Source organism: Pseudomonas sp. B21-053, assembly GCF_026016365.1.
Classification (GTDB): Bacteria; Pseudomonadota; Gammaproteobacteria; order Pseudomonadales; family Pseudomonadaceae; genus Aquipseudomonas; species Aquipseudomonas nunensis.
In genome coordinates this window covers 6,443,736-6,462,867 of sequence record NZ_CP087205.1, presented here as the reverse complement: position 1 = coordinate 6,462,867, position 19,132 = coordinate 6,443,736, and the positions used below count along the sequence as shown (strand labels likewise).

Annotated in this window: 18 protein-coding genes; 5 read left to right on the top strand and 13 right to left on the bottom strand. The window is 59.1% G+C overall.

The genetic code is table 11. From position 1 onward, the window contains the following. Window positions 1-31: 31 nt before the first annotated feature. Window positions 32-247, bottom strand: a complete 216-nt coding sequence (gene rpsU / locus LOY68_RS29085) for a 30S ribosomal protein S21 (RefSeq protein WP_002551877.1) — start codon at window positions 245-247, stop codon at window positions 32-34. 199 nt (window positions 248-446) lie between these two features. On the opposite strand from rpsU, the gene tsaD reads away from it, so the two are divergent. After that, a complete protein-coding gene (gene tsaD, locus LOY68_RS29080) occupies window positions 447-1,472 on the top strand; it encodes a tRNA (adenosine(37)-N6)-threonylcarbamoyltransferase complex transferase subunit TsaD (protein ID WP_265041268.1) in 1,026 nt (341 codons plus the stop codon). A gap of 35 nt (window positions 1,473-1,507) precedes the next feature. Here the strand turns inward: tsaD and plsY are convergent, their stop codons facing one another. Continuing rightward, a complete protein-coding gene (gene plsY / locus LOY68_RS29075; protein WP_163911268.1) occupies window positions 1,508-2,077 on the bottom strand; it encodes a glycerol-3-phosphate 1-O-acyltransferase PlsY in 570 nt (189 codons plus the stop codon). Between the two features lie 74 nt (window positions 2,078-2,151). Between plsY and folB the strand changes: the two genes are divergently transcribed. Next, window positions 2,152-2,508 (top strand): dihydroneopterin aldolase, encoded by a 357-nt coding sequence (gene folB, locus LOY68_RS29070; protein ID WP_008051601.1) that lies wholly within the window; start codon window positions 2,152-2,154, stop codon window positions 2,506-2,508. Beyond that, entirely contained in the window at window positions 2,499-3,017 is a 519-nt protein-coding gene (gene folK, locus LOY68_RS29065) for a 2-amino-4-hydroxy-6-hydroxymethyldihydropteridine diphosphokinase (protein ID WP_265041267.1), read from the top strand. The genes folB and folK overlap by 10 nt, the downstream gene beginning before the upstream one ends. A gap of 100 nt (window positions 3,018-3,117) precedes the next feature. On the opposite strand, the gene LOY68_RS29060 is transcribed toward folK, so the two are convergent. The 11 genes from LOY68_RS29060 to LOY68_RS29010 form a co-directional block, all read right to left on the bottom strand. After that, window positions 3,118-4,347, bottom strand: a complete 1,230-nt coding sequence (locus LOY68_RS29060; RefSeq protein ID WP_265041266.1) for a multifunctional CCA addition/repair protein — start codon at window positions 4,345-4,347, stop codon at window positions 3,118-3,120. Window positions 4,348-4,410: 63 nt separating this feature from the next. Beyond that, a complete protein-coding gene (locus LOY68_RS29055; RefSeq protein ID WP_054044145.1) occupies window positions 4,411-5,973 on the bottom strand; it encodes a SpoVR family protein in 1,563 nt (520 codons plus the stop codon). After that, the gene (locus tag LOY68_RS29050) at window positions 5,970-7,241 is read right to left on the bottom strand and encodes a YeaH/YhbH family protein (RefSeq protein WP_054616829.1); all 1,272 of its coding nucleotides are present in this window, start codon (window positions 7,239-7,241) and stop codon (window positions 5,970-5,972) included. The genes LOY68_RS29055 and LOY68_RS29050 overlap by 4 nt, the downstream gene beginning before the upstream one ends. 202 nt (window positions 7,242-7,443) lie before the next feature. Continuing rightward, entirely contained in the window at window positions 7,444-9,366 is a 1,923-nt protein-coding gene (locus LOY68_RS29045) for a PrkA family serine protein kinase (protein WP_054044143.1), read from the bottom strand. A gap of 296 nt (window positions 9,367-9,662) precedes the next feature. Then, on the bottom strand, window positions 9,663-9,992 hold the full coding sequence (glpE, locus tag LOY68_RS29040; protein WP_149659573.1) for a thiosulfate sulfurtransferase GlpE: 330 nt from the start codon (window positions 9,990-9,992) through the stop codon (window positions 9,663-9,665). 33 nt (window positions 9,993-10,025) lie between these two features. Further along, window positions 10,026-10,907, bottom strand: a complete 882-nt coding sequence (locus LOY68_RS29035; RefSeq protein ID WP_265041265.1) for a symmetrical bis(5'-nucleosyl)-tetraphosphatase — start codon at window positions 10,905-10,907, stop codon at window positions 10,026-10,028. Further along, window positions 10,907-11,287 carry a Co2+/Mg2+ efflux protein ApaG gene (apaG, locus tag LOY68_RS29030; protein WP_054044140.1) on the bottom strand — a complete coding sequence of 127 codons (381 nt, stop codon included), beginning with the start codon at window positions 11,285-11,287 and terminating at the stop codon, window positions 10,907-10,909. Before apaG ends, LOY68_RS29035 begins: the two co-directional genes overlap by 1 nt. Window positions 11,288-11,410: 123 nt before the next feature. Continuing rightward, on the bottom strand, window positions 11,411-12,229 hold the full coding sequence (gene rsmA / locus LOY68_RS29025; RefSeq protein ID WP_054044139.1) for a 16S rRNA (adenine(1518)-N(6)/adenine(1519)-N(6))-dimethyltransferase RsmA: 819 nt from the start codon (window positions 12,227-12,229) through the stop codon (window positions 11,411-11,413). Continuing rightward, window positions 12,226-13,215: a 4-hydroxythreonine-4-phosphate dehydrogenase PdxA gene (gene pdxA, locus LOY68_RS29020; protein WP_265041264.1), complete on the bottom strand. Its 990-nt coding sequence runs from the start codon at window positions 13,213-13,215 to the stop codon at window positions 12,226-12,228. The genes rsmA and pdxA overlap by 4 nt, the downstream gene beginning before the upstream one ends. Beyond that, a complete protein-coding gene (gene surA, locus LOY68_RS29015) occupies window positions 13,212-14,528 on the bottom strand; it encodes a peptidylprolyl isomerase SurA (protein ID WP_054616825.1) in 1,317 nt (438 codons plus the stop codon). The genes pdxA and surA overlap by 4 nt, the downstream gene beginning before the upstream one ends. Then, complete coding sequence (locus tag LOY68_RS29010; protein WP_163911284.1) at window positions 14,509-17,313, bottom strand: LPS-assembly protein LptD; 2,805 nt, start codon at window positions 17,311-17,313, stop codon at window positions 14,509-14,511. The genes surA and LOY68_RS29010 overlap by 20 nt, the downstream gene beginning before the upstream one ends. Before the next feature lie 130 nt (window positions 17,314-17,443). Between LOY68_RS29010 and LOY68_RS29005 the strand changes: the two genes are divergently transcribed. Beyond that, window positions 17,444-18,463 (top strand): aminoglycoside phosphotransferase family protein, encoded by a 1,020-nt coding sequence (locus LOY68_RS29005; RefSeq protein ID WP_265041263.1) that lies wholly within the window; start codon window positions 17,444-17,446, stop codon window positions 18,461-18,463. Next, the gene (gene murU / locus LOY68_RS29000; RefSeq protein ID WP_265041262.1) at window positions 18,460-19,131 is read left to right on the top strand and encodes an N-acetylmuramate alpha-1-phosphate uridylyltransferase MurU; all 672 of its coding nucleotides are present in this window, start codon (window positions 18,460-18,462) and stop codon (window positions 19,129-19,131) included. The genes LOY68_RS29005 and murU overlap by 4 nt, the downstream gene beginning before the upstream one ends. Window position 19,132: the final 1 nt, after the last annotated feature.

Genomic DNA, 19,132 nt, shown 5'->3' with positions numbered 1-19,132 from the left:
TTGGCAGAAGCTTGCTACGAACGTCTGTGTATTAGTACAGACGAACGGCGCGGCGCTGTTCGCGCTGTACTTTCTTGGCGTGACGCTTAACAGCGGCTGCTGCTTTGCGCTTACGCTCAGAAGTTGGCTTCTCGTAAAATTCGCGGCTACGAACTTCAGCCAGTACACCGGCTTTTTCGCAGGAGCGCTTGAAACGACGCAGAGCTACGTCGAAGGGTTCGTTCTCTTTTACTTTGACGGCTGGCATCCAGAGCTACCTTCATTCATTACCGGGGTCAACATCCTCGCGGCAAAAGAGCACTTGAAGACGTCGGTTTTTAAGGGTTGCGGATGTTAACTCCTCATCGACCGGAATGCAAAGCCTCTGATCGAAAACCGCTAGTCGGGGCATCCCATGGCGACTATTATGCGCGCCTTCGAATCTAGCCTAAACAAGGCGCAAACCCATGCTAGTACTGGGATTAGAAACCTCCTGCGACGAAACCGGTGTCGCATTATATGACAGTGAACGCGGCTTGCTGGCCGACGCGCTGTTCAGTCAGATCGACCTGCATCGCGCCTATGGCGGTGTGGTGCCGGAGCTGGCCTCGCGTGATCACGTCAAACGCATGCTGCCCTTGATTCGTCAGGTGTTGGCGGAAGCTGGCTGCGTGCCGACCGAGATCGACGCCATCGCTTATACCGCCGGTCCCGGCCTGGTCGGAGCGCTGCTGGTGGGGGCTTCCTGCGCCCAGGCGCTGGCCTTTGCGTGGGGCATTCCGGCCCTCGGCGTGCACCACATGGAAGGTCATTTGCTGGCGCCGATGCTGGAGTCGCAACCGCCGGAATTCCCGTTCGTCGCTTTGTTGGTCTCGGGCGGTCATACGCAGCTGGTTCAGGTCGACGGGATCGGCCAATACACGTTGTTGGGCGAGACCCTCGACGATGCCGCCGGTGAAGCGTTCGACAAGACCGCGAAGATGATGGGCCTCAATTATCCGGGTGGTCCGGAAATCGCGCGTCTGGCGGAGCAGGGGGTTGCAGGGCGTTTCACGTTCCCGCGCCCGATGTGCGACCGTCCGGGCCTGGCTTTCAGCTTCAGCGGCTTGAAAACCTTTGCCCTGAACACCTGGCAGCAATGCGTCAGCGCCGGGGACGACAGCGAGCAAGCCCGTTGCGACATCTCGCTGGCGTTCCAGCAAGCCGTGGTGGAGACTTTGACCATCAAGTGCAAGCGCGCCCTGAAAGCGGCCGGCATGAAGCGTCTGGTGATTGCTGGGGGCGTTAGCGCCAACAAGGCTTTGCGCACTTCACTGGAAAAAATGCTCGGTGACATGAAGGGTGACGTGTTTTATGCGCGTCCCGAGTTCTGCACCGATAACGGCGCGATGATTGCGTTTGCCGGTTGTCAGCGTTTGCAGGCGGGTCAGCACGAAAGCCTGGCGATCAGCGTGCAGGCGCGCTGGCCGATGGAGCAGTTATCGGCGCTTTGATGGCGAGAGCGATGAGCGGCGCTCATGTGCGGTATTTAAAAATGCCGTTCGCGCCCTGCAAACAGGTCGCGTAGATTGCCGCGATGCCGCCAGACGATCAACGCCGTGAGCGCGCTCATGGGCAGCAATGCCGCGGGCTCTTGCCAGGCGAGCAATGGCAGGGTCAGCGGTGTAGCGATCAGCGCCGCCAGTGAGCTGGTGCGGGTCAGGTAGAACGTCAGCAGCCAGGCACATACGGCCAGCAAGGCGGCTGGCGGGTACAGGCCCAGCAACATGCCGGCCGCGGTGGCGACACCCTTGCCGCCGCGAAAGCGGAAGTAAATTGGGAACAGGTGGCCGATGACGGCATAAACGCCGATCCAGGCCTGTTCTTGTAGCGAAAGGCCGGCAACAGCGGCGATCAGTACTGGCAACAAGCCTTTGCACAGGTCACCGAGCAAGGTCAGGACGGCGAGTTTCTTGCCGACCAGGCGCAACATGTTGGTGGCGCCGGCATTGCCCGAGCCACTCATTCGCGGATCCGGGTTACCGGTGAGGCGGCTGAGCAAAATGGCGAAGGACAGAGAGCCGAGCAGGTAGGCGAGGGTCGCCAATAACCAAAACATGCTAACTATTCCGGGCGAGGACGCCCTGATTCTAACGGCGCATTGCGCCCTTGTCGTGCAGCGGAGAAAAGTGCTTGGACAGAGTGTTTATCGAGGGCCTGGAAGTCGACACCGTGATTGGTGCCTATGACTGGGAACGAGGCATCCGCCAGTGTCTGCGACTGGACCTGAGCTTCGCCTGGGACAATCGCCCGGCAGCGGCTGGCGATGACCTGACCCTGGCGCTCGACTACGCGAGCGTTTCGTCGCGTATCCAGGCGTTCGCCGAGCAGGCGCAGTTTCAACTGGTCGAGACCTTTGCCGAGCGTTTGGTTGAAGTGTTGATGAGCGAATTCAAGATCACCTGGATGCGCCTCAAACTGACCAAGCCGGGCGCTGTGCCGGCGGCCACCGGTGGCGTGGGCGTGGAGATCGAGCGCGGATGTCGCTGACTCAGGTTTACCTCGGGCTCGGTAGCAATATCGAGCGCGAAGCCCATTTGCAGGCTGGCCTGGAAGCCTTGGCAGGTTTTCTGGTGGATATCCGCTGCTCGGCGGTGTTTGAAAGCCAGCCGGTGGGCATCAAGAGTGGTCCGTTCTTCAATTTCGTGGTGTCGGCGTTCACTGACCTGCCACTGGTGGAACTCGATCGTCGACTGAAATTCATCGAGGCGGACAACGGCCGCTACGCGCCGGATCGCAAGGGTTTGCCCTTGGATATCGACGTTTTGTTGTTCGGTGATCTGGTGGGTAACTTCGACGGATTGATCCTGCCCCGGGCAGAAATCCTTAAAAATGCCTTCGTGCTGTGGCCGTTGTCGCTGATTGCGCCGGACCGGGTGCATCCGGGCGTAGGCAAAAGCTTTGCGGCCCTGTGGGCTGAAGCGCAGATTGATCAGGTGTTGGCGCCGGTGGCGTTTGAGTGGCGCGGTGAGCAACTCACCCCTTCGAATTTGTTGTGAGGCGGATGACGCCTTCGCGGGCAAGCCTCGCTCCCACAGGATTCGAGTCGTTTGCAAACGACACGCCCCCTGTAGGAGCGAGGCTTGCCCGCGAAGCTTTTCAGCTAGACGCCGATTCTTTATAGGCCTTCAACGCCTTAAGCCGCTCACGCTTGATCGCCTCACCCAGCTCAGGCCCTTTAAATCCCTTCTCCAGCAACGGCTGCACAGCGACACCCCGCGCCGCATTCGCCGCCCCGCGCAAATAATCCGCCTGTGGATAACTTCGCTGCTCCAGGCCCTTGCGCCCACGAGCATCCATCTCGCACGCCGCAATAAACTCCTCAAACCGCTGCGGTCGACGATAGACGTCAAAACTTTGCAACAGCTCTAGCAACGTCGATGGCTTCAGCTCCAGGGCTCGGTGCCCGTGAGTGTGATATTGCCCGACCAGCAATGCCAGTTCCTGACAATCCTTCGGTGCCTTGAACCGTTCGTTGACCGCTTTGATCAGCTTCAGCCCCTTGTGCTCATGGGCAATGTGTCGCGGCCATTCCTCCTCGGGTGTCAGGCCTTTGCCCAAATCATGTAGCAAGCACGACCAGCGCACCGTTAGCGGTTGTTTGTGCAGCGCCGCTTGTTCAAGCACGCTCAGGGTGTGCACGCCGGTATCGATTTCCGGGTGATGGGCTTCCGGTTGCGGGACGCCGAACAGCGCGTCGACCTCTGGCATCAGCACTTTGAGTGCGCCGCACGCACGCAGGACTTCTATGAAGACCTGTGGCTGATCTTCCATCAGGGCGCGGGAAATTTCCTTCCAGCTGCGTTCAGCGGTTAGCGCCTCCAGTTCGCCGGAATTGCTGAGCTGACGCATCAGCTCCAGAGTCTCCGGTGCGACGGTAAAACCCAGCGTTGCATAGCGCGCGGCGAAGCGCGCAACACGCAGTACCCGGAGCGGATCTTCGGCGAACGCGGGGGAAACGTGACGAAGCAAGCGCGCTTCGAGATCGCGCTGGCCGTGGTAAGGGTCGGTCAGGTTCTGTTGATCATCCTCGGCCATGGCGTTGATCGTCAGGTCGCGGCGGATCAAGTCTTCTTCGAGGGTAACTTCGGGGCTGGCGTGGAAGGTGAAGCCGCCGTAACCGCGTCCGCTTTTGCGTTCGGTCCGGGCGAGGGCGTATTCCTCACCGCTTTTTGGGTGAAGAAACACCGGGAAGTCCGAGCCCACCGGGCGAAAACCCTTGGCGAGCATTTCTTCGGTGGTGGCGCCTACCACGACCCAGTCGATATCGGTGACAGGCTTGCCCAGCAGGCGATCGCGTACGGCGCCGCCAACTTTATAAATCTGCATAAAAAACCTCCGTTAGCTCGACAGAATAACCGTTGCGTCGAACTTCCGGAGGCAGAAACCATATCAAAGGTGAATGACAGCCAGATCGAGCCGACCGTAATCCCCCTCGGCGTGTTCACTTCTGGGCGGTACGTGATGGACTTTCATCACCTGGTCGCCTTGCAGGGTTTCCAAGTGGATGTCGAAGCCCCATAGCCGATGCAGGTGCTTGAGCACTTCCTCGGTGGATTCGCCCAGCGGTTTGCGGTCGTGTTGCTGGTGACGCAAGGTCAATGAACGGTCGCCACGTCGATCAATGCTGTAGATCTGCACGTTGGGTTCGCGATTGCCCAGGTTGTACTGGGCCGCCAGGGTTTCACGGATGGTCCGGTAGCCGGGCTCGTCGTGAATGGCGGGGACCAGCAAGTCATCCTTCTGATCGTCATCGAGAATGCTGAACAGCTTCAGGTCGCGGATCACCTGAGGCGACAGATATTGCAGGATGAAGCTCTCATCCTTGAAGCTACTCATGGCGAACTTGATGGTCGACAACCAGTCGGTGCCGGCGATTTCCGGGAACCAGCGGTAATCCTCTTCGGTTGGGTGCTCGCACATGCGCCGGATGTCCCGGTACATCGCAAAACCCAGGGCATAAGGGTTGATGCCGCTGTAGTAAGGGCTGTCGAAGCCCGGTTGCATCACCACACTGGTGTGGGACGTGAGGAACTCCATCATGAAGCCGTCGGTGACCAGGCCTTCGTCGTACAGGTCGTTCATCAGCGTGTAGTGCCAGAACGTCGCCCAGCCTTCGTTCATCACCTGGGTCTGGCGTTGCGGGTAGAAATACTGCGCAATCTTGCGCACGATCCGCACAATTTCCCGCTGCCACGGCTCCAGCAGCGGCGCGTGTTTTTCGATGAAGTACAGGATGTTTTCCTGCGGTTCGGCGGGGAAGCGTGCATTGTCCTTGTCGCTGTACTTGTCCGCACCTTTTGGAATGGTGCGCCACAGGTCGTTGATCTGTTTCTGCAGATGCTCTTCCCGATCCTTCTGCCGACGACGTTCTTCTTCGGCGGAAATCGGATAGGGACGTTTGTAACGGTCAACGCCGTAGTTCATCAGCGCGTGGCAGGAGTCGAGCAAGTCTTCCACCGCGTCGATGCCGTGGCGCTCTTCGCACTGCATGATGTACTGCTTGGCGAACACCAGGTAGTCGATGATCGAACTGGCGTCGGTCCAGGTGCGGAACAGGTAATTGCCCTTGAAGAAGCTGTTGTGGCCATAGCAGGCATGCGCCACTACCAGCGCCTGCATGCAGATGGTGTTCTCTTCCATCAGGTAGGCGATGCACGGGTCAGAGTTGATGACGATCTCGTAAGCCAGGCCCATCTGTCCGCGGGTGTAGGATTTTTCGGTGCTGAGGAAGTGTTTGCCGTAGGACCAATGGTGATAACCCAGGGGCATACCGACGGAGGCGTAGGCGTCCATCATCTGCTCGGCGGTGATCACTTCGATCTGGTTGGGGTACGTATCCAGGGCATAACGGGCCGCCAGGCGACTGATTTCCTTGTCATAGGCCTGGATCAGCTCGAATGTCCATTCGGAGCCGGTGGATATGGGTTGGCGCTTCTGCTCTTTGGCGGTCATGTCACTAACCTGCGCTGGAAGAGTTCACGGAAGACCGGATAGATATCCCCGGCCGAGACCAGTTGCTGCTGGGCAAAAGTGTCAGAGAAGGCTTCGGCGATGCGTTCGTATTCGAACCACAATGCCTGGTGTTCGCGTGGGGTGATCTCAACGTAAGTGTAGTACTGCACAAACGGCATGATCTGGTTGATCAGGATGTCGCGGCAGATCGGCGAGTCGTCGTTCCAGTTGTCGCCGTCGGAAGCCTGGGCCGCGTAAATGTTCCACTCGTTGCTCGGATAACGCTCGGCCATGATCTCCTGCATCAGTTTCAAGGCGCTGGAAACGATGGTGCCGCCGGTTTCCCGTGAGTAGAAAAACTCTTCCTCGTCCACTTCGCGGGCGCTGGTGTGGTGGCGGATGAACACGACGTCGATCTTGTCGTAGTTACGCTTGAGAAACAGGTACAGCAAGATGAAGAAGCGCTTGGCGATGTCCTTGGTCGCCTGGGTCATCGAGCCGGACACGTCCATCAGGCAGAACATCACCGCTTTGGAGCTGGGGTTGGGCTGCTTGATGAGCAAGTTGTACTTGAGGTCGAACGTATCGAGGAACGGCACCCGGTGAATCCGCGCGCTGAGTTTTTCGATTTCCGCTTCGATTTCCTGGATATCGCCGAAATTGTCCGGTTCTTCCCGTTTAAGTCGGGCCAGTTCCTCTTTGGCATCGCGCAACCTCGCGCGGCTGCTGCCGGACAGGGCGATGCGCCGGGCATGGGCTGAACGCAAAGTGCGGATGATATTGATCCGCGACGGGTTGCCCTCGTTGCTGATGCCGGCACGAACGGTCTTGAAGGTGTCGGTGCCGGTCAGGTTGCGTTTGACCAGGTTCGGCAATTCGAGGTCCTCGAACATGAATTCGAGGAATTCCTCCTGGGTAATCTGGAAGACGAACTCATCCATCCCTTCGCCAGAGTTGCCGGCCTTGCCGGGACCTCTGCCACCGCCACCTCCGGGTGGCCGGGCAATGTGCTCGCCGCTGGTGAACTCCTTGTTGCCGGGGTGTACGACGGTCTGCTTGCCGCCTCGGCCGTGGTGAAGCACCGGCTCGTCGATGTCGCGGCCGGGGATGCTGATTTGTTCGCCATGTTCCATATCGGTAATGGAACGCCGGCTGACCGCCTCTTCGACGGCCTTTTTGATGTGATCACGGTAACGCCGCAGGAACCGCTGGCGGTTCACCGTGCTCTTGTTCTTGCCATTGAGACGTCGGTCGATCACATAGCTCATGACTGCTCCTTAGAAGCTGTCCTGAAAGGGGCGAGCGGTTTTGCAGCATCGACCGAGCGAAGGGATGATCACGCTCCCCCAAGCGCTTATGGATGCTGCATGAACCTCGTTACCGACTTTCGAACACCTTCCAGAGGTCTGTGTAACAGAAAAACCGTGCACAGGCCCCTGGCTGACGACAACCGGTCTGACCGGCAGCGGGTTACTGTGATTTTCTGACCCGCAGATACCACTCGGACAGCAGTCGTACCTGTTTGTCGGTGTAGCCGCGCTCGACCATCCTTGTGACGAAGTCGTTGTGCTTCTGTTGGTCCTCTTTGCTGGCCTTGGCATTGAAGCTGATGACCGGCAGCAGGTCCTCGGTGTTGGAGAACATTTTCTTCTCGATGACCACCCGCAGTTTTTCGTAGCTGAGCCAGGTCGGGTTCTTGCCGTTGTTGTTGGCCCGGGCGCGCAGTACGAAGTTGACGATTTCGTTGCGGAAATCCTTCGGATTGCTGATGCCGGCCGGTTTTTCGATTTTTTCCAGTTCTTCGTTCAGGGCTACGCGGTTGAGGATTTCGCCGGTTTCCGGGTCGCGGTATTCCTGGTCCTGGATCCAGAAGTCGGCGTACAGCACGTAGCGATCGAAGATGTTCTGGCCGTACTCGCTGTAAGACTCGAGGTAGGCGGTCTGGATTTCCTTGCCGATGAACTCGATATAACGCGGCGCCAGGTATTCCTTGAGGAAACGCAGGTAGCGTTCGCGGGTCTCGGCCTGGAATTGTTCCTGTTCGATCTGTTGTTCCAGCACGTAGAGCAGGTGCACCGGGTTGGCGGCGATTTCGTGCGGGTCGAAGTTGAAGACCTTCGACAGGATCTTGAACGCGAACCGGGTCGACAGACCGTTCATGCCTTCATCCACGCCGGCGTTATCGCGGTATTCCTGGATCGACTTGGCTTTAGGGTCGGTGTCCTTGAGGTTCTCGCCGTCATACACGCGCATCTTGGAGTAGATGTTCGAGTTTTCCGGCTCTTTGAGACGCGAGAGCACGGTGAACTGGGCGAGCATTTTCAGGGTGTCGGGTGCGCAATGAGCCTTGGCCAACGAGCTGTTGAACAGCAGTTTGTCGTAGATCTTCACTTCGTCACTGACCCGCAGGCAGTACGGCACTTTGACGATGTAGATCCGGTCGATGAACGCTTCGTTGTTCTTGTTGTTGCGGAAGGTGTGCCACTCCGATTCGTTGGAGTGAGCCAGCAGGATCCCGGTGAACGGAATCGCGCCCAGGCCTTCGGTACTGTTGTAGTTGCCTTCCTGGGTGGCCGTCAGCAATGGGTGCAGCACCTTGATCGGCGCCTTGAACATTTCGACGAATTCCATCAGGCCCTGGTTGGCCCGGCACAGAGCGCCCGAGTAGCTGTAGGCGTCGGCGTCGTTTTGCGGGAACTCTTCCAGTTTGCGGATATCGACTTTGCCCACCAGTGCCGAGATGTCCTGGTTGTTTTCATCTCCAGGTTCGGTCTTGGCCACGGCGATCTGGTTGAGGATCGACGGATAGAGTTTCACCACCCGGAACTGGCTGATGTCGCCGCCAAATTCGGCCAGGCGTTTGGTCGCCCATGGCGACATGATGGTGTTGACGTAGCGCCGTGGAATGCCGAAGTCTTCCTCGAGGATCGCGCCATCTTCAGTGGCGTTGAACAAACCCAGGGGCGATTCGAATACCGGGGAGCCCTTGATCGCGTAGAAGGGCACTTTCTCGATCAGCTGTTTGAGCTTCTCGGCCAGGGATGACTTACCGCCGCCGACGGGGCCGAGCAGGTAGAGAATTTGTTTCTTCTCTTCCAGGCCTTGGGCTGCGTGGCGGAAATACGACACGATCTGGTCGATGCATTCTTCCATCCCGTGGAAGTCTTCAAAGGCCGGATAGCGGCGGATCACCTTGTTGGAAAAGATTCGCGACAGTCTCGAGTTGGCCGAGGTGTCGAGCAGCTCCGGTTCTCCGATGGCCAGCAGCAAACGCTCGGCGGCGGAAACGTAGGCGCTGCGGTCCTTTTTACACAGCTCCAGATACTCTTGTAATGAGAGTTCTTCCTGGCGTGTGGACTCGAAGCGTTGTTGGAAGTGGCTAAAGATACTCATGACGTCACCTCGCTCGATACGTGGAGCCGACGCCGGATCATTCAGTCGATGCTGGCAGCAACCGAATAGTCAGTCGCTGTTTACCCCCCAGAACTCTTTCGGAGCTGACTCCCCCGAAAGCTACTCCCGATGACCCGCGCGCCGGTGTACCGGCTCTCCCCTGTTTTGGATGGCCTGCGCTTAAGGATAGTTGCTTATTCGGGAGGTAAAGGCGAGATACGTAATTAGTTGTGGCAGACCGTTCGTCTGCCACCGCGCGAGCCCACGGGGGCCGGGGCTTGCACGTTACAAAAAAATTATTCGGAAGTGCCTTGCGCAGTTTCCGAGGGATAAGTCGTGCGCCACAGCTCAAAACCGCCATCCATGCTGTAGACGTCGGAGAAGCCCTGGCTGATCAGGTACGCCGCGGCGCTCTGGCTGGAGTTGCCGTGATAGCAGACCACGACCGTCGGTGCATCCAGGTCTGCGGCGCGGATGAAATCCGAGATGGAAACGTTGTCCAGATGCTTGGAGCCTGCGATGTGCAGCGCGGCGTAAGTTTGCGGATCGCGGACATCGACGACCACTGCGCCTTGTTCGCGCAAGGCTTGGGCCTGTTCTGGGGGGATACGTTTGAATTCGCTCATGGCGGGCTCCTGTGGCTCGGCTGAAAGCGCAGTCTAGCGCTGGGCGCTGGCTGACGTTTGTTCGGGAGTAAGTGGGGCGACTGACGGCTGGGCGTGGCCCTGTTCGTCGCATTTGCAACTGAGGCGCTCAAGGGTGTCGACGTTCATCAGCGTCATGGCGCCGCCCCAGACGCAACCGGTGTCGAGGGCGAAGATGCCGGGCTCGTCGCATTTGCCTTCAAGGGCTGCCCAATGGCCGAAAATGATCTTCAGGCCTTTGGTCTTGCGCTCCTTGTACTTGAACCACGGGGCGTAACCCGGTGGCGCGGTGTCGACGCCTTCCTTGCCCTTGAGGTCGAGCTTGCCTTCGCTGGTGCAGAAGCGCATGCGGGTGAAATAGTTGGTAATCACCCGCAGGCGTTCCACGCCGGTGAGATCACTGTTCCACTTGGTCGGCTCGTTGCCGTACATGCCATCCAGATACGGCGCGAACAGGTTGTCGTCGCGCAGGGCGGCTTCGACTTCACCGGCGCACTTCAAGGCTTTGCGCAGCGACCATTGTGGCGGTATGCCGGCATGGACCAGGGCGATATCGCGCTGTTCGTCGTAGTGCATGAGTTTTTGCTGACGCAGCCACTCCAGCAGTTCCGCACGATCTGGCGCTTCGAGGATTTCGCGCAGGGTGTCGCTTTTCTTCAGGCGTTCGATGTTGTGCCCGGCGGCCAGCAAGTGCAGATCGTGGTTGCCGAGCACGCACACCAGCGATTCGCGGATGTTGTAGAGGAAGCGCAGGGTTTCCAGCGACTGCGGCCCGCGGTTGACCAGATCGCCCACGACCCAGAGTGTGTCCCGGGCAGGGTCGAAGGCTACTTGTTTGAGCAGGCATTGCAGCGGTTCGAGGCAGCCTTGCAGGTCGCCGACGGCATACGTCGCCATCAGTGCAGGGCTCCGGGCACCGCCAGGCGAAACGGCGCGATCACGGCATCGAAATGCTTGCCGTCGTCGGCGATCATTTCGTAGGTGCCTTGCATGGTGCCGACCCGAGTGGTCATCACCGTGCCGCTGCTGTAGGTGTGGTTTTCACCGGCCTGGATCAGCGGCTGCAAACCCACGACGCCAGCACCGCGAACCTCTTCCACGTGACCGTCACCGTCGGTGATCACCCAGTGCCGCGACAACAGCTTGGCCGGTAGCTCGCCATTGTTGTGCACGGTGATGGTGTAGGCGAAGGCAAAGCGGTTGTGCTCGGGTTGCGATTGTTCTGCCAGATAGCGAGTGACGACGCTGACGTCGACCTGATAACGAGGATCGGACATGCAAGAGGCCTTAAAAACGATGCGAGACGCGGGGCGTAGCTGATGGGATTCAGTCTAGGCCAAGTATCGGGTAGTAAACCAGACATCGCGTCTGGCGTCCTACCCGATCACGCTCATCGGTTATCAGTCGGCGGCGGGAGCCTGCAGGACTTGTTCGCTGAGCTTGTCGGCCAGGCGCACGAAAGCGGCCAGGTCGAGCTGCTCGGGACGCAGGCTGCCATCGACACCGGCGGCTTCGATCTCGTCGTTGCTCAGCAGCAACTTGAGGGTGTTGCGCAGGGTCTTGCGGCGCTGGTTGAAGGCTTCGCGCACGACGCGCTCCAGCAGCTTGTGGTCCTTGGCCGGGTGCGGCAGTACGTCGTGGGGCACCAGGCGGACGATGGCCGAGTCGACTTTCGGCGGCGGATTGAACGCCCCCGGACCGACGTTGAACAGATGCTCGACCCGGCAATGGTACTGAACCATGATCGACAGGCGACCCCAGTCACCGCCGCCAGGGCCCGCCGCCAGACGCTCGACCACTTCCTTTTGCAGCATGAAGTGCATGTCACGAATGATGCCGGCGTTGTTCAGCAGGTGAAAAATCAGCGGCGTGGAGATGTTGTACGGCAGGTTACCGACCACACGCAGGCTGTTCGGCGCGGCGTTCAGGCTGTTGAAGTCAAACTTCAGCGCGTCACCCTGGTGCAGGTTGAAATTGCTCTTGTCGGCGAATTGCTGGTTGAGGATCGGGATCAGGTCCTTGTCCAGTTCAACCACGTCCAGTTGCGCGCCGCTGTTGAGCAGGCCTTGAGTCAGAGCGCCCTGGCCCGGGCCGATTTCCAGCAGGCGGTCTTCGGGCTTGGCGCGGATGGCGCGCAGGATGCGGTCGATAACGCCGGCATCGTGCAGGAAGTTCTGGCCAAAGCGTTTGCGCGCCTTGTGTTGGTAATGCTCGGTCATAAACGGGTCTCGGCCATCTGGTAGGCGGTTTCCAGGGCGACTTGCAGGCTGCCGGTGTCGATTTTGCCGCTACCGGCCAGGTCCAGGGCTGTGCCGTGGTCCACCGATGTGCGGATGATCGGCAAGCCGAGGGTCACGTTGACTGCCGCGCCGAAGCCTTTGTACTTCAGCACCGGCAGGCCCTGGTCGTGGTACATCGCCAGCACTGCGTCGCAGTGCTCCAGATATTTGGGGGTAAACAGAGTGTCGGCGGGCAGGGGACCACGCAGGTCCATGCCTTCGCCGCGCAGACGCTCTAAGGTGGGTTCGATGATGTCAATTTCTTCATGGCCCAGGTGTCCGCCTTCACCGGCGTGGGGGTTGAGCCCACAGACCAGGATACGTGGCTGGGCAATGCCGAATTTTTCTTGCAGGTCGGTGTGCAGAATCCGTGTCACCCGTTCCAGACGCTCCGGCGTGATTGCATCGGCAATCTCGCGAAGGGGCAGGTGAGTGGTGACCAAGGCTACGCGCAATCCGCGCGTGGCGAGCATCATCACCACTTGTGCGGTATGGGTCAGGTCAGCGAGGAATTCCGTGTGCCCGGAAAAGGCGATCCCGGACTTATTGATTACGCCTTTGTGAACCGGCGCGGTGATCATCCCGGCGAAATCCCCGCCCATGCAGCCTTGGCCGGCACGGGTCAGGGTTTCCAGGACGAACGCCGCATTGGCCTTGTCCAGTTGCCCGGCGGTGACCTTGGCGTTGAGCGGAGTATCCCAGACGTAAAGACTGTTGGCTGGCGCAGGAATGTCCGGCCAGTTGTCAGGGGTGACCGACAACAGGTCGACGACCACGCCCAGCTGCGCGGCCCGCTCGGTGAGCAGGTCGCGGCTGGTAATGGCAATCAGGGGGTGTGGCTGGGCTTGCGAGGCGAGCAGCAGGCACAGGTCAGGACCTATGCCGGCCGGTTCGCCGGGTGTCAGCGCGAAACGCTTGGGTTTCACTGCGCTGCCTGGTCTGCACCAGGGAGTTTGATCTCTACGTACGCTTCGTCACGGATCTGACGCAGCCAGGTTTGCAGCTCTTCATCGTATTTGCGGTTACGCAGTACGGTCATAGCTTGCTGCTCACGGGCCTGGGTGGTGCTGTCAGTGGCGCGGCGGCCAAGGACTTCCAGAACGTGCCAGCCATATTGGGTCTTGAACGGCTTGGACAACTGACCTTGTGGGGTTCTGGCCATCACTTCGCGGAACTCAGGCACCAACGCGTTCGGATCGATCCAGTTCAGATCGCCGCCGTTGAGGGCGGAACCCGGATCTTCCGAGAAGCTTTTCGCCAGCTCGCCAAAATCTTCGCCTGCTTCAATACGGGTGTAGAGCGATTGAGCCAGAGCCTTGGTTTTTTCTTCGTCGCGAATCGGGCTTGGTTTGACCAGGATGTGACGTACATGCACTTCGTCACGCATCTGGGTCTCGCCGCCACGCTTCTCGAGGATCTTCAGAATAATGAAGCCGCCCGGGGTGCGCATTGGCTGGGTGATATCGCCGACAGCCATGGTGCTCAGCATGCGATCGAACGGAGGTGGCAATTGAGCCGCTTTGCGAAAGCCCATGTCGCCGCCTTCCAGCGCGGTTTCACTGGCGGACTTGGCGATTGCCAACTGAGCGAAGTCAGCGCCTTGCTTGAGTTGCTGATAAACCGCATCCGCTTGTTTGGCTGCAGCCTGAATCGCGTCGGAGTTGGCGCTTTCCGGCGTAGGAATCAGGATGTTGGCCAGACGGAATTCTTCGGACAGCTGCATTTTGCCCAGGTCGGAAGCCAGGAAGTTCTTCACTTCCTGCTCGGACACCTGGATGCGCTCGGCCACACGACGCTGGCGCACACGGCTGATGATCATCTCGCGACGAATCTGGTCACGGGCGTCGTCGTAAGACAGACCGTCGTGGGCCAAGGCGGCACGGAATTGGTCGATCGACATGTTATTGCGCTGGGCAATGGTGCCGACGGCCTGGTTCAGTTCTTCATCGGTAATGCGGATGCCGGAACGTTCGCCGATCTGCAATTGCAGGTTTTCGACGATCAGGCGCTCCAGTACCTGCTGATCCAGCACGCTGGTCGGCGGTACGGCAGCGCCACGTTTGGCGATGGTTTGCTGAACTTCGTGGACCCGTTGGTCCAGTTGGCTCTGCATGACCACGTCGTTGTCGACGATCGCCACTACCTTATCGATGGACTGTACCGCGGCGTTAGCCGCAGTACCCAGGAACAGCGCGCCCAGCACTAGCGGGCGCAGACAATCAGAAAGCTTGGTCTTCACGTTCACGATAACCTTGAATGCCTTTGTCGAGGAAGCTCTCTACTTTGGCGCCGGTGAGGCCGCCGAGTCCCTTCAGAACAATTTGGAGGAAGACGCCATGGTCGCCTTTTTCGTTTTCTGGCGCGTTTTGACTGAATTCGTCATAGCTGACCCAGTAACGGTTGATCAGGCGCAGTTTCCAGCAGCAGTTGTCGTACTCGAAACCACCGAAGGCTTCCAGGGTACGGTTGCGGTTGTAGTCATACTGCCAGCGGCTGATGGCGTTCCAGTGCGGCACGATCGGCCACATCACCGAGAAGTCGTGCTGTTCGATCTTGTAGTAATCCTTCACGTAGTTCGGATCGCCCGGAGCGCCGTAGTCACCGCCGCCCACCGACCACTTACCGGTGGTCTGGTCGTAACGGACCTGGTCATTGCGATAGCGATAACCGGCGTTGATGATCTTGTTCGGGTTGTCTTCAGGCTGGTAGTGGAACATCGCGCTGCCCGAACGTGGGCTGCGGCTGTCCGGATCCCAGTTGTAGTCGGCCGTGGTGCGCCAATCGCGGTTCCAGCGATACTCGTATTCCAGAGCGTATGGCGAGACCTTGGATCTGGCGTCATCACGATCCTTGACGTCGATGCCTGGCAACTGGACTTCACGATTCTTGAAGTACACAGCCTGGCCGACGCTAATGCGTTGACGTTCGAAACCGTTGTCTTCGATCCAGCGGTTGGTGATGCCGAGGGACAACTTGTTCTCGTCGCCGACACGGTCAGCACCGGAGAAACGGTTGTCACGGAACAGCGACGCGTAGTTGAAGGTGTACTCGCTGGTGTCAAACACTGGAATGTCGGACTGGTCTTTCTCAGGGACATAGAGATAGTACAGGCGCGGTTCGAGTGTCTGGCGGTAGTTCTTGCCGAACCATTGCGTGTTGCGGTCGAAGTACAGGCCGCTGTCAATGCTGGCGATTGGTACGCCACGGTTCTGGTTGCGGCTATAGGTACCGTTCAGGCGGTCACCTTCAGCGCCTTGTATCGCGATGTCGCCCTTGCCCTGGTTATCGAGATCCAGGTCGTATTGGGTGTACTGATACTTGAGCGACGGCTTCAGGAAGCCATAGGTCGCGTTCATCGGATAGCTGACAACCGGGGCGACGTTGAGACGAGTACCGTTGGCGCGGGCCAACCCGAAAACGTTGGTGTCGAGTCGCGGCTGCGGATCGGTTCCGTCTTCATTGGTATAGCTACCGGTTTTCAAGTCCCGGTCAAACCGAACGATTTCCGTGTTGTATGCGAAATCAAGACCGCCCGGGTGATAAGGCAGGGCACCGTCGAAGGTGATCTGCGGCAAGCGGTCATACGGCGTGATGTTCGAAACGGTCGCCAACTGATACGCCTGCGCATTGATGCGAGCGGTGTAGCTGTCGCCGCGATACGTGACGGAACCCTGCTGGTTTACGTAATCCGCGCTTTTCACGCCAATCTGGTCAGTCTCAAGATCCTGGAAGTAGTAAGGATCGCTGATCTTGGTGTAGTCGACCTGCGTGAACACGCGAGAGTCGAGGCCACCCTTGTGCTGCCAGTTGTACATGTAGCGGGTTTTTTCGGAATCGGTCTGCTTGTCGCGATCGTTACTTTCGTCGTTGAGGTACGCGGCGCCGAACTGACCTTCGCTGGACTTGGTCAGGTAACGGAACTCGCCTTCCACCAACATGCCGTGCTTGCTCATGTAGCGCGGATACAACGTGGCGTCGTAGTTCGGTGCCAGGTTGAAGTAGTACGGCGTGACCAGCATGAAGCCGGTATCGCTGCCGGTGCCGATGGTCGGCGGCAGGAAACCGGATTGGCGACGGTCGTCGATCGGGAAGTAGATGTACGGCGTGTACAGGACCGGAATGTCCTTGACCCGCAGCGTCACGTTGGTCGCGGTACCGAAACCGGTGGCCGGGTTCAAGGTGATGTTGTTGCCCTTGAGCTGCCAGGCGTTGCTGTCCGGTTCGCACGTGGTGTACGTACCATCCTTGAGGCGGATGATCGCGTTTTCAGCACGTTTGGCGTACAGCGCGTTACCGCGGATACGGGACTTGTGCATCACGTATTCGGCGTTATCGACCTTGGCTTCACCAGTGTCGAGCTGCACGTCGGCGTGGTCGCCCACGATCAGTGCACCGTTATCACGAACGCGGACGTTGCCGTTCAGTTCGCCACGGCTCTCGGCCTGGTACAGGCTCGCTTCGTCGGCTTCGACCTGCATGCTGCCTTGGCGCATGACGACGTCACCGGCCAGCGTGCCGACCTGATCTTCGGTGTTATAGCGCGAAGCCTTCGCGCCGATAAAGGTCGGTGCGTCACTTTTATTCGTCTTGTCATTCATGCCAGGACGAATTGGTTCGATATAGGAACCAGAGCAGTAAGGACCGGTTTCGGCCAACTGCGCAGCAGTGAGGTTCTCACGCGGAACCCAGTCGAGGTGACTGTAGTCTGCGCTACGGGACTTCAGGCCGCGGCCCTTGGACTCGGTGACGAGCACAGGCTTGGCGCCAGTGTCTTCACTGGAGCCGTTCTGGGCCGGAGCTTCGCCGTTCGCGGTGACTGTTGCGCTGCCGTCATGGACGGGTCGCGGCGGCAATGCAGCTGCCGGCGACTTGGGCGCACAGTCCCAGGCACCCGAAGCAGAGACTGAGCAGTCATACTGTTCCGCGGCGACCACGTAGGAAGTGGCTAGGGGTTGCAGGGCCAGCAGACTGCCGGTAACCAACAACGGAAATTTTTTACGAAACGCGGGGGATTTCAATGCCATCTTATTAGTCCGGGCTTCCTGCGTGCCATCTGCCCGCGGTGTGGGCCGCACGCCTCTCGATGGTCTGAAAAAGATGCTGGATAATAAAGCATGACCCGCTTGACGGCTAGCGCCGTCGGAGACCCTTGTAATGCCTGACCAAGATGTACGCTTGCAACACCTGAAAGTTTGGCTCGACGAGCAGTTGGCGACCCTCTTTGCCGAGCAAGGCTGGGGCGCCGTTCCCCCGGCCACGTTGACTGCGGCCAGTAGCGACGCGAGTTTCCGACGCTATTTCCGCTGGGAAGGCGAGGGCAGAAGTTTTGTCGTGATGGACGCTCCGCCGCCCCAGGAAAACTGCAAACCCTTCGTGGATATCGCTTTTCTGCTGGCGAAATCAGGAATAAATGTTCCGAAAATTTATGCCGAAGACCTCGAACGCGGTTTTCTTTTGCTGAATGACCTGGGCAACAAGACGTATCTGGATGTAATCGACAGCGAAAATGCCGACGATTTGTTCAAGGATGCCCTACAGGCACTGTTGGCATTTCAACAATTGCCAATGGTGGCGCCGCTGCCAAGTTATGACGTGGCACTGCTGCATCGCGAACTGGAACTGTTCCCCGAGTGGTACGTGAAGCATGAACTGGGCATCGAGTTTGACGCCGCGCAGCAAATGCTCTGGCAACAGGTCACTGAACTGTTGATCGACAGCGCCCTGGCTCAGCCCAAAGTACTGGTGCACCGCGACTACATGCCGCGCAACCTGATGCTCAGCGAGCCGAATCCCGGCGTGCTGGATTTCCAGGACGCGGTTTATGGCCCGGTGACCTACGACGTGACGTGCCTGTTCAAGGATGCGTTCCTCAGCTGGCCCGAAGAACGTGTGTTCGCCTGGCTGCAGGATTACTGGCAGCAGGCCGGCGCACTGGGCATCCCGGTTCAGCCTGATTTCGACGAGTTTCACCGTGCCAGCGACCTGATGGGCGTGCAACGTCACTTGAAAGTGATTGGGATCTTCGCGCGGATCTGTCATCGCGACGGCAAACCGCGCTACCTCGCCGACGTGCCGCGTTTCTTTGCTTATATAGACGCGGTGATTGCCCGTCGTCCCGAGTTGGCGGAGCTGGATGTGTTGTTGGCCAGTCTGCGTGCTGGAGCCAATGCATGAAGGCAATGATTCTGGCTGCGGGCAAAGGCGAACGCATGCGTCCGCTGACCCTGACCACGCCAAAACCGCTGGTGCGTGCCGGCGGCGTGCCGTTGATCGAGTATCACCTGTGCGCCCTGGCGGCGTCCGGGTTTACCGAGATCGTGATCAACCACGCCTGGCTCGGTCAGCAGATCGAAGACTACCTGGGTGATGGCTCGCGCTACGGCGTCAGCATTCAGTATTCGCCGGAAGGTGAGCCGCTGGAAACCGGCGGTGGAATTTTCCGTGCCTTGCCGTTGCTGGGAGACGAGGCGTTTGTGGTGGTCAACGGTGATATCTGGACCGATTACGACTTCAACGCCTTGCACCAACCGATTGCCGGCCTGGTTCACCTGGTACTGGTGGACAACCCGGCCCATCACCCGGCCGGGGATTTCATCCTGGTCGATGGCCAGGTGCGCGATGGCGAACCCGCTGCCAAGACCCTGACCTACAGCGGCATCGCCGTGCTGCACCCGAAGCTGTTCGAGGGATGCACGGCGGGCGCATTCAAACTGGCGCCACTGTTTCGCAAGGCCATGGCCGCCGGGCAGGTGTCGGGTGAACGCCTGGACGGGCATTGGGTGGATGTGGGCACTTACGAGCGCTTGGCCGAAGCCGAAACTCTGATAGAAGCGAGCCGCTGAC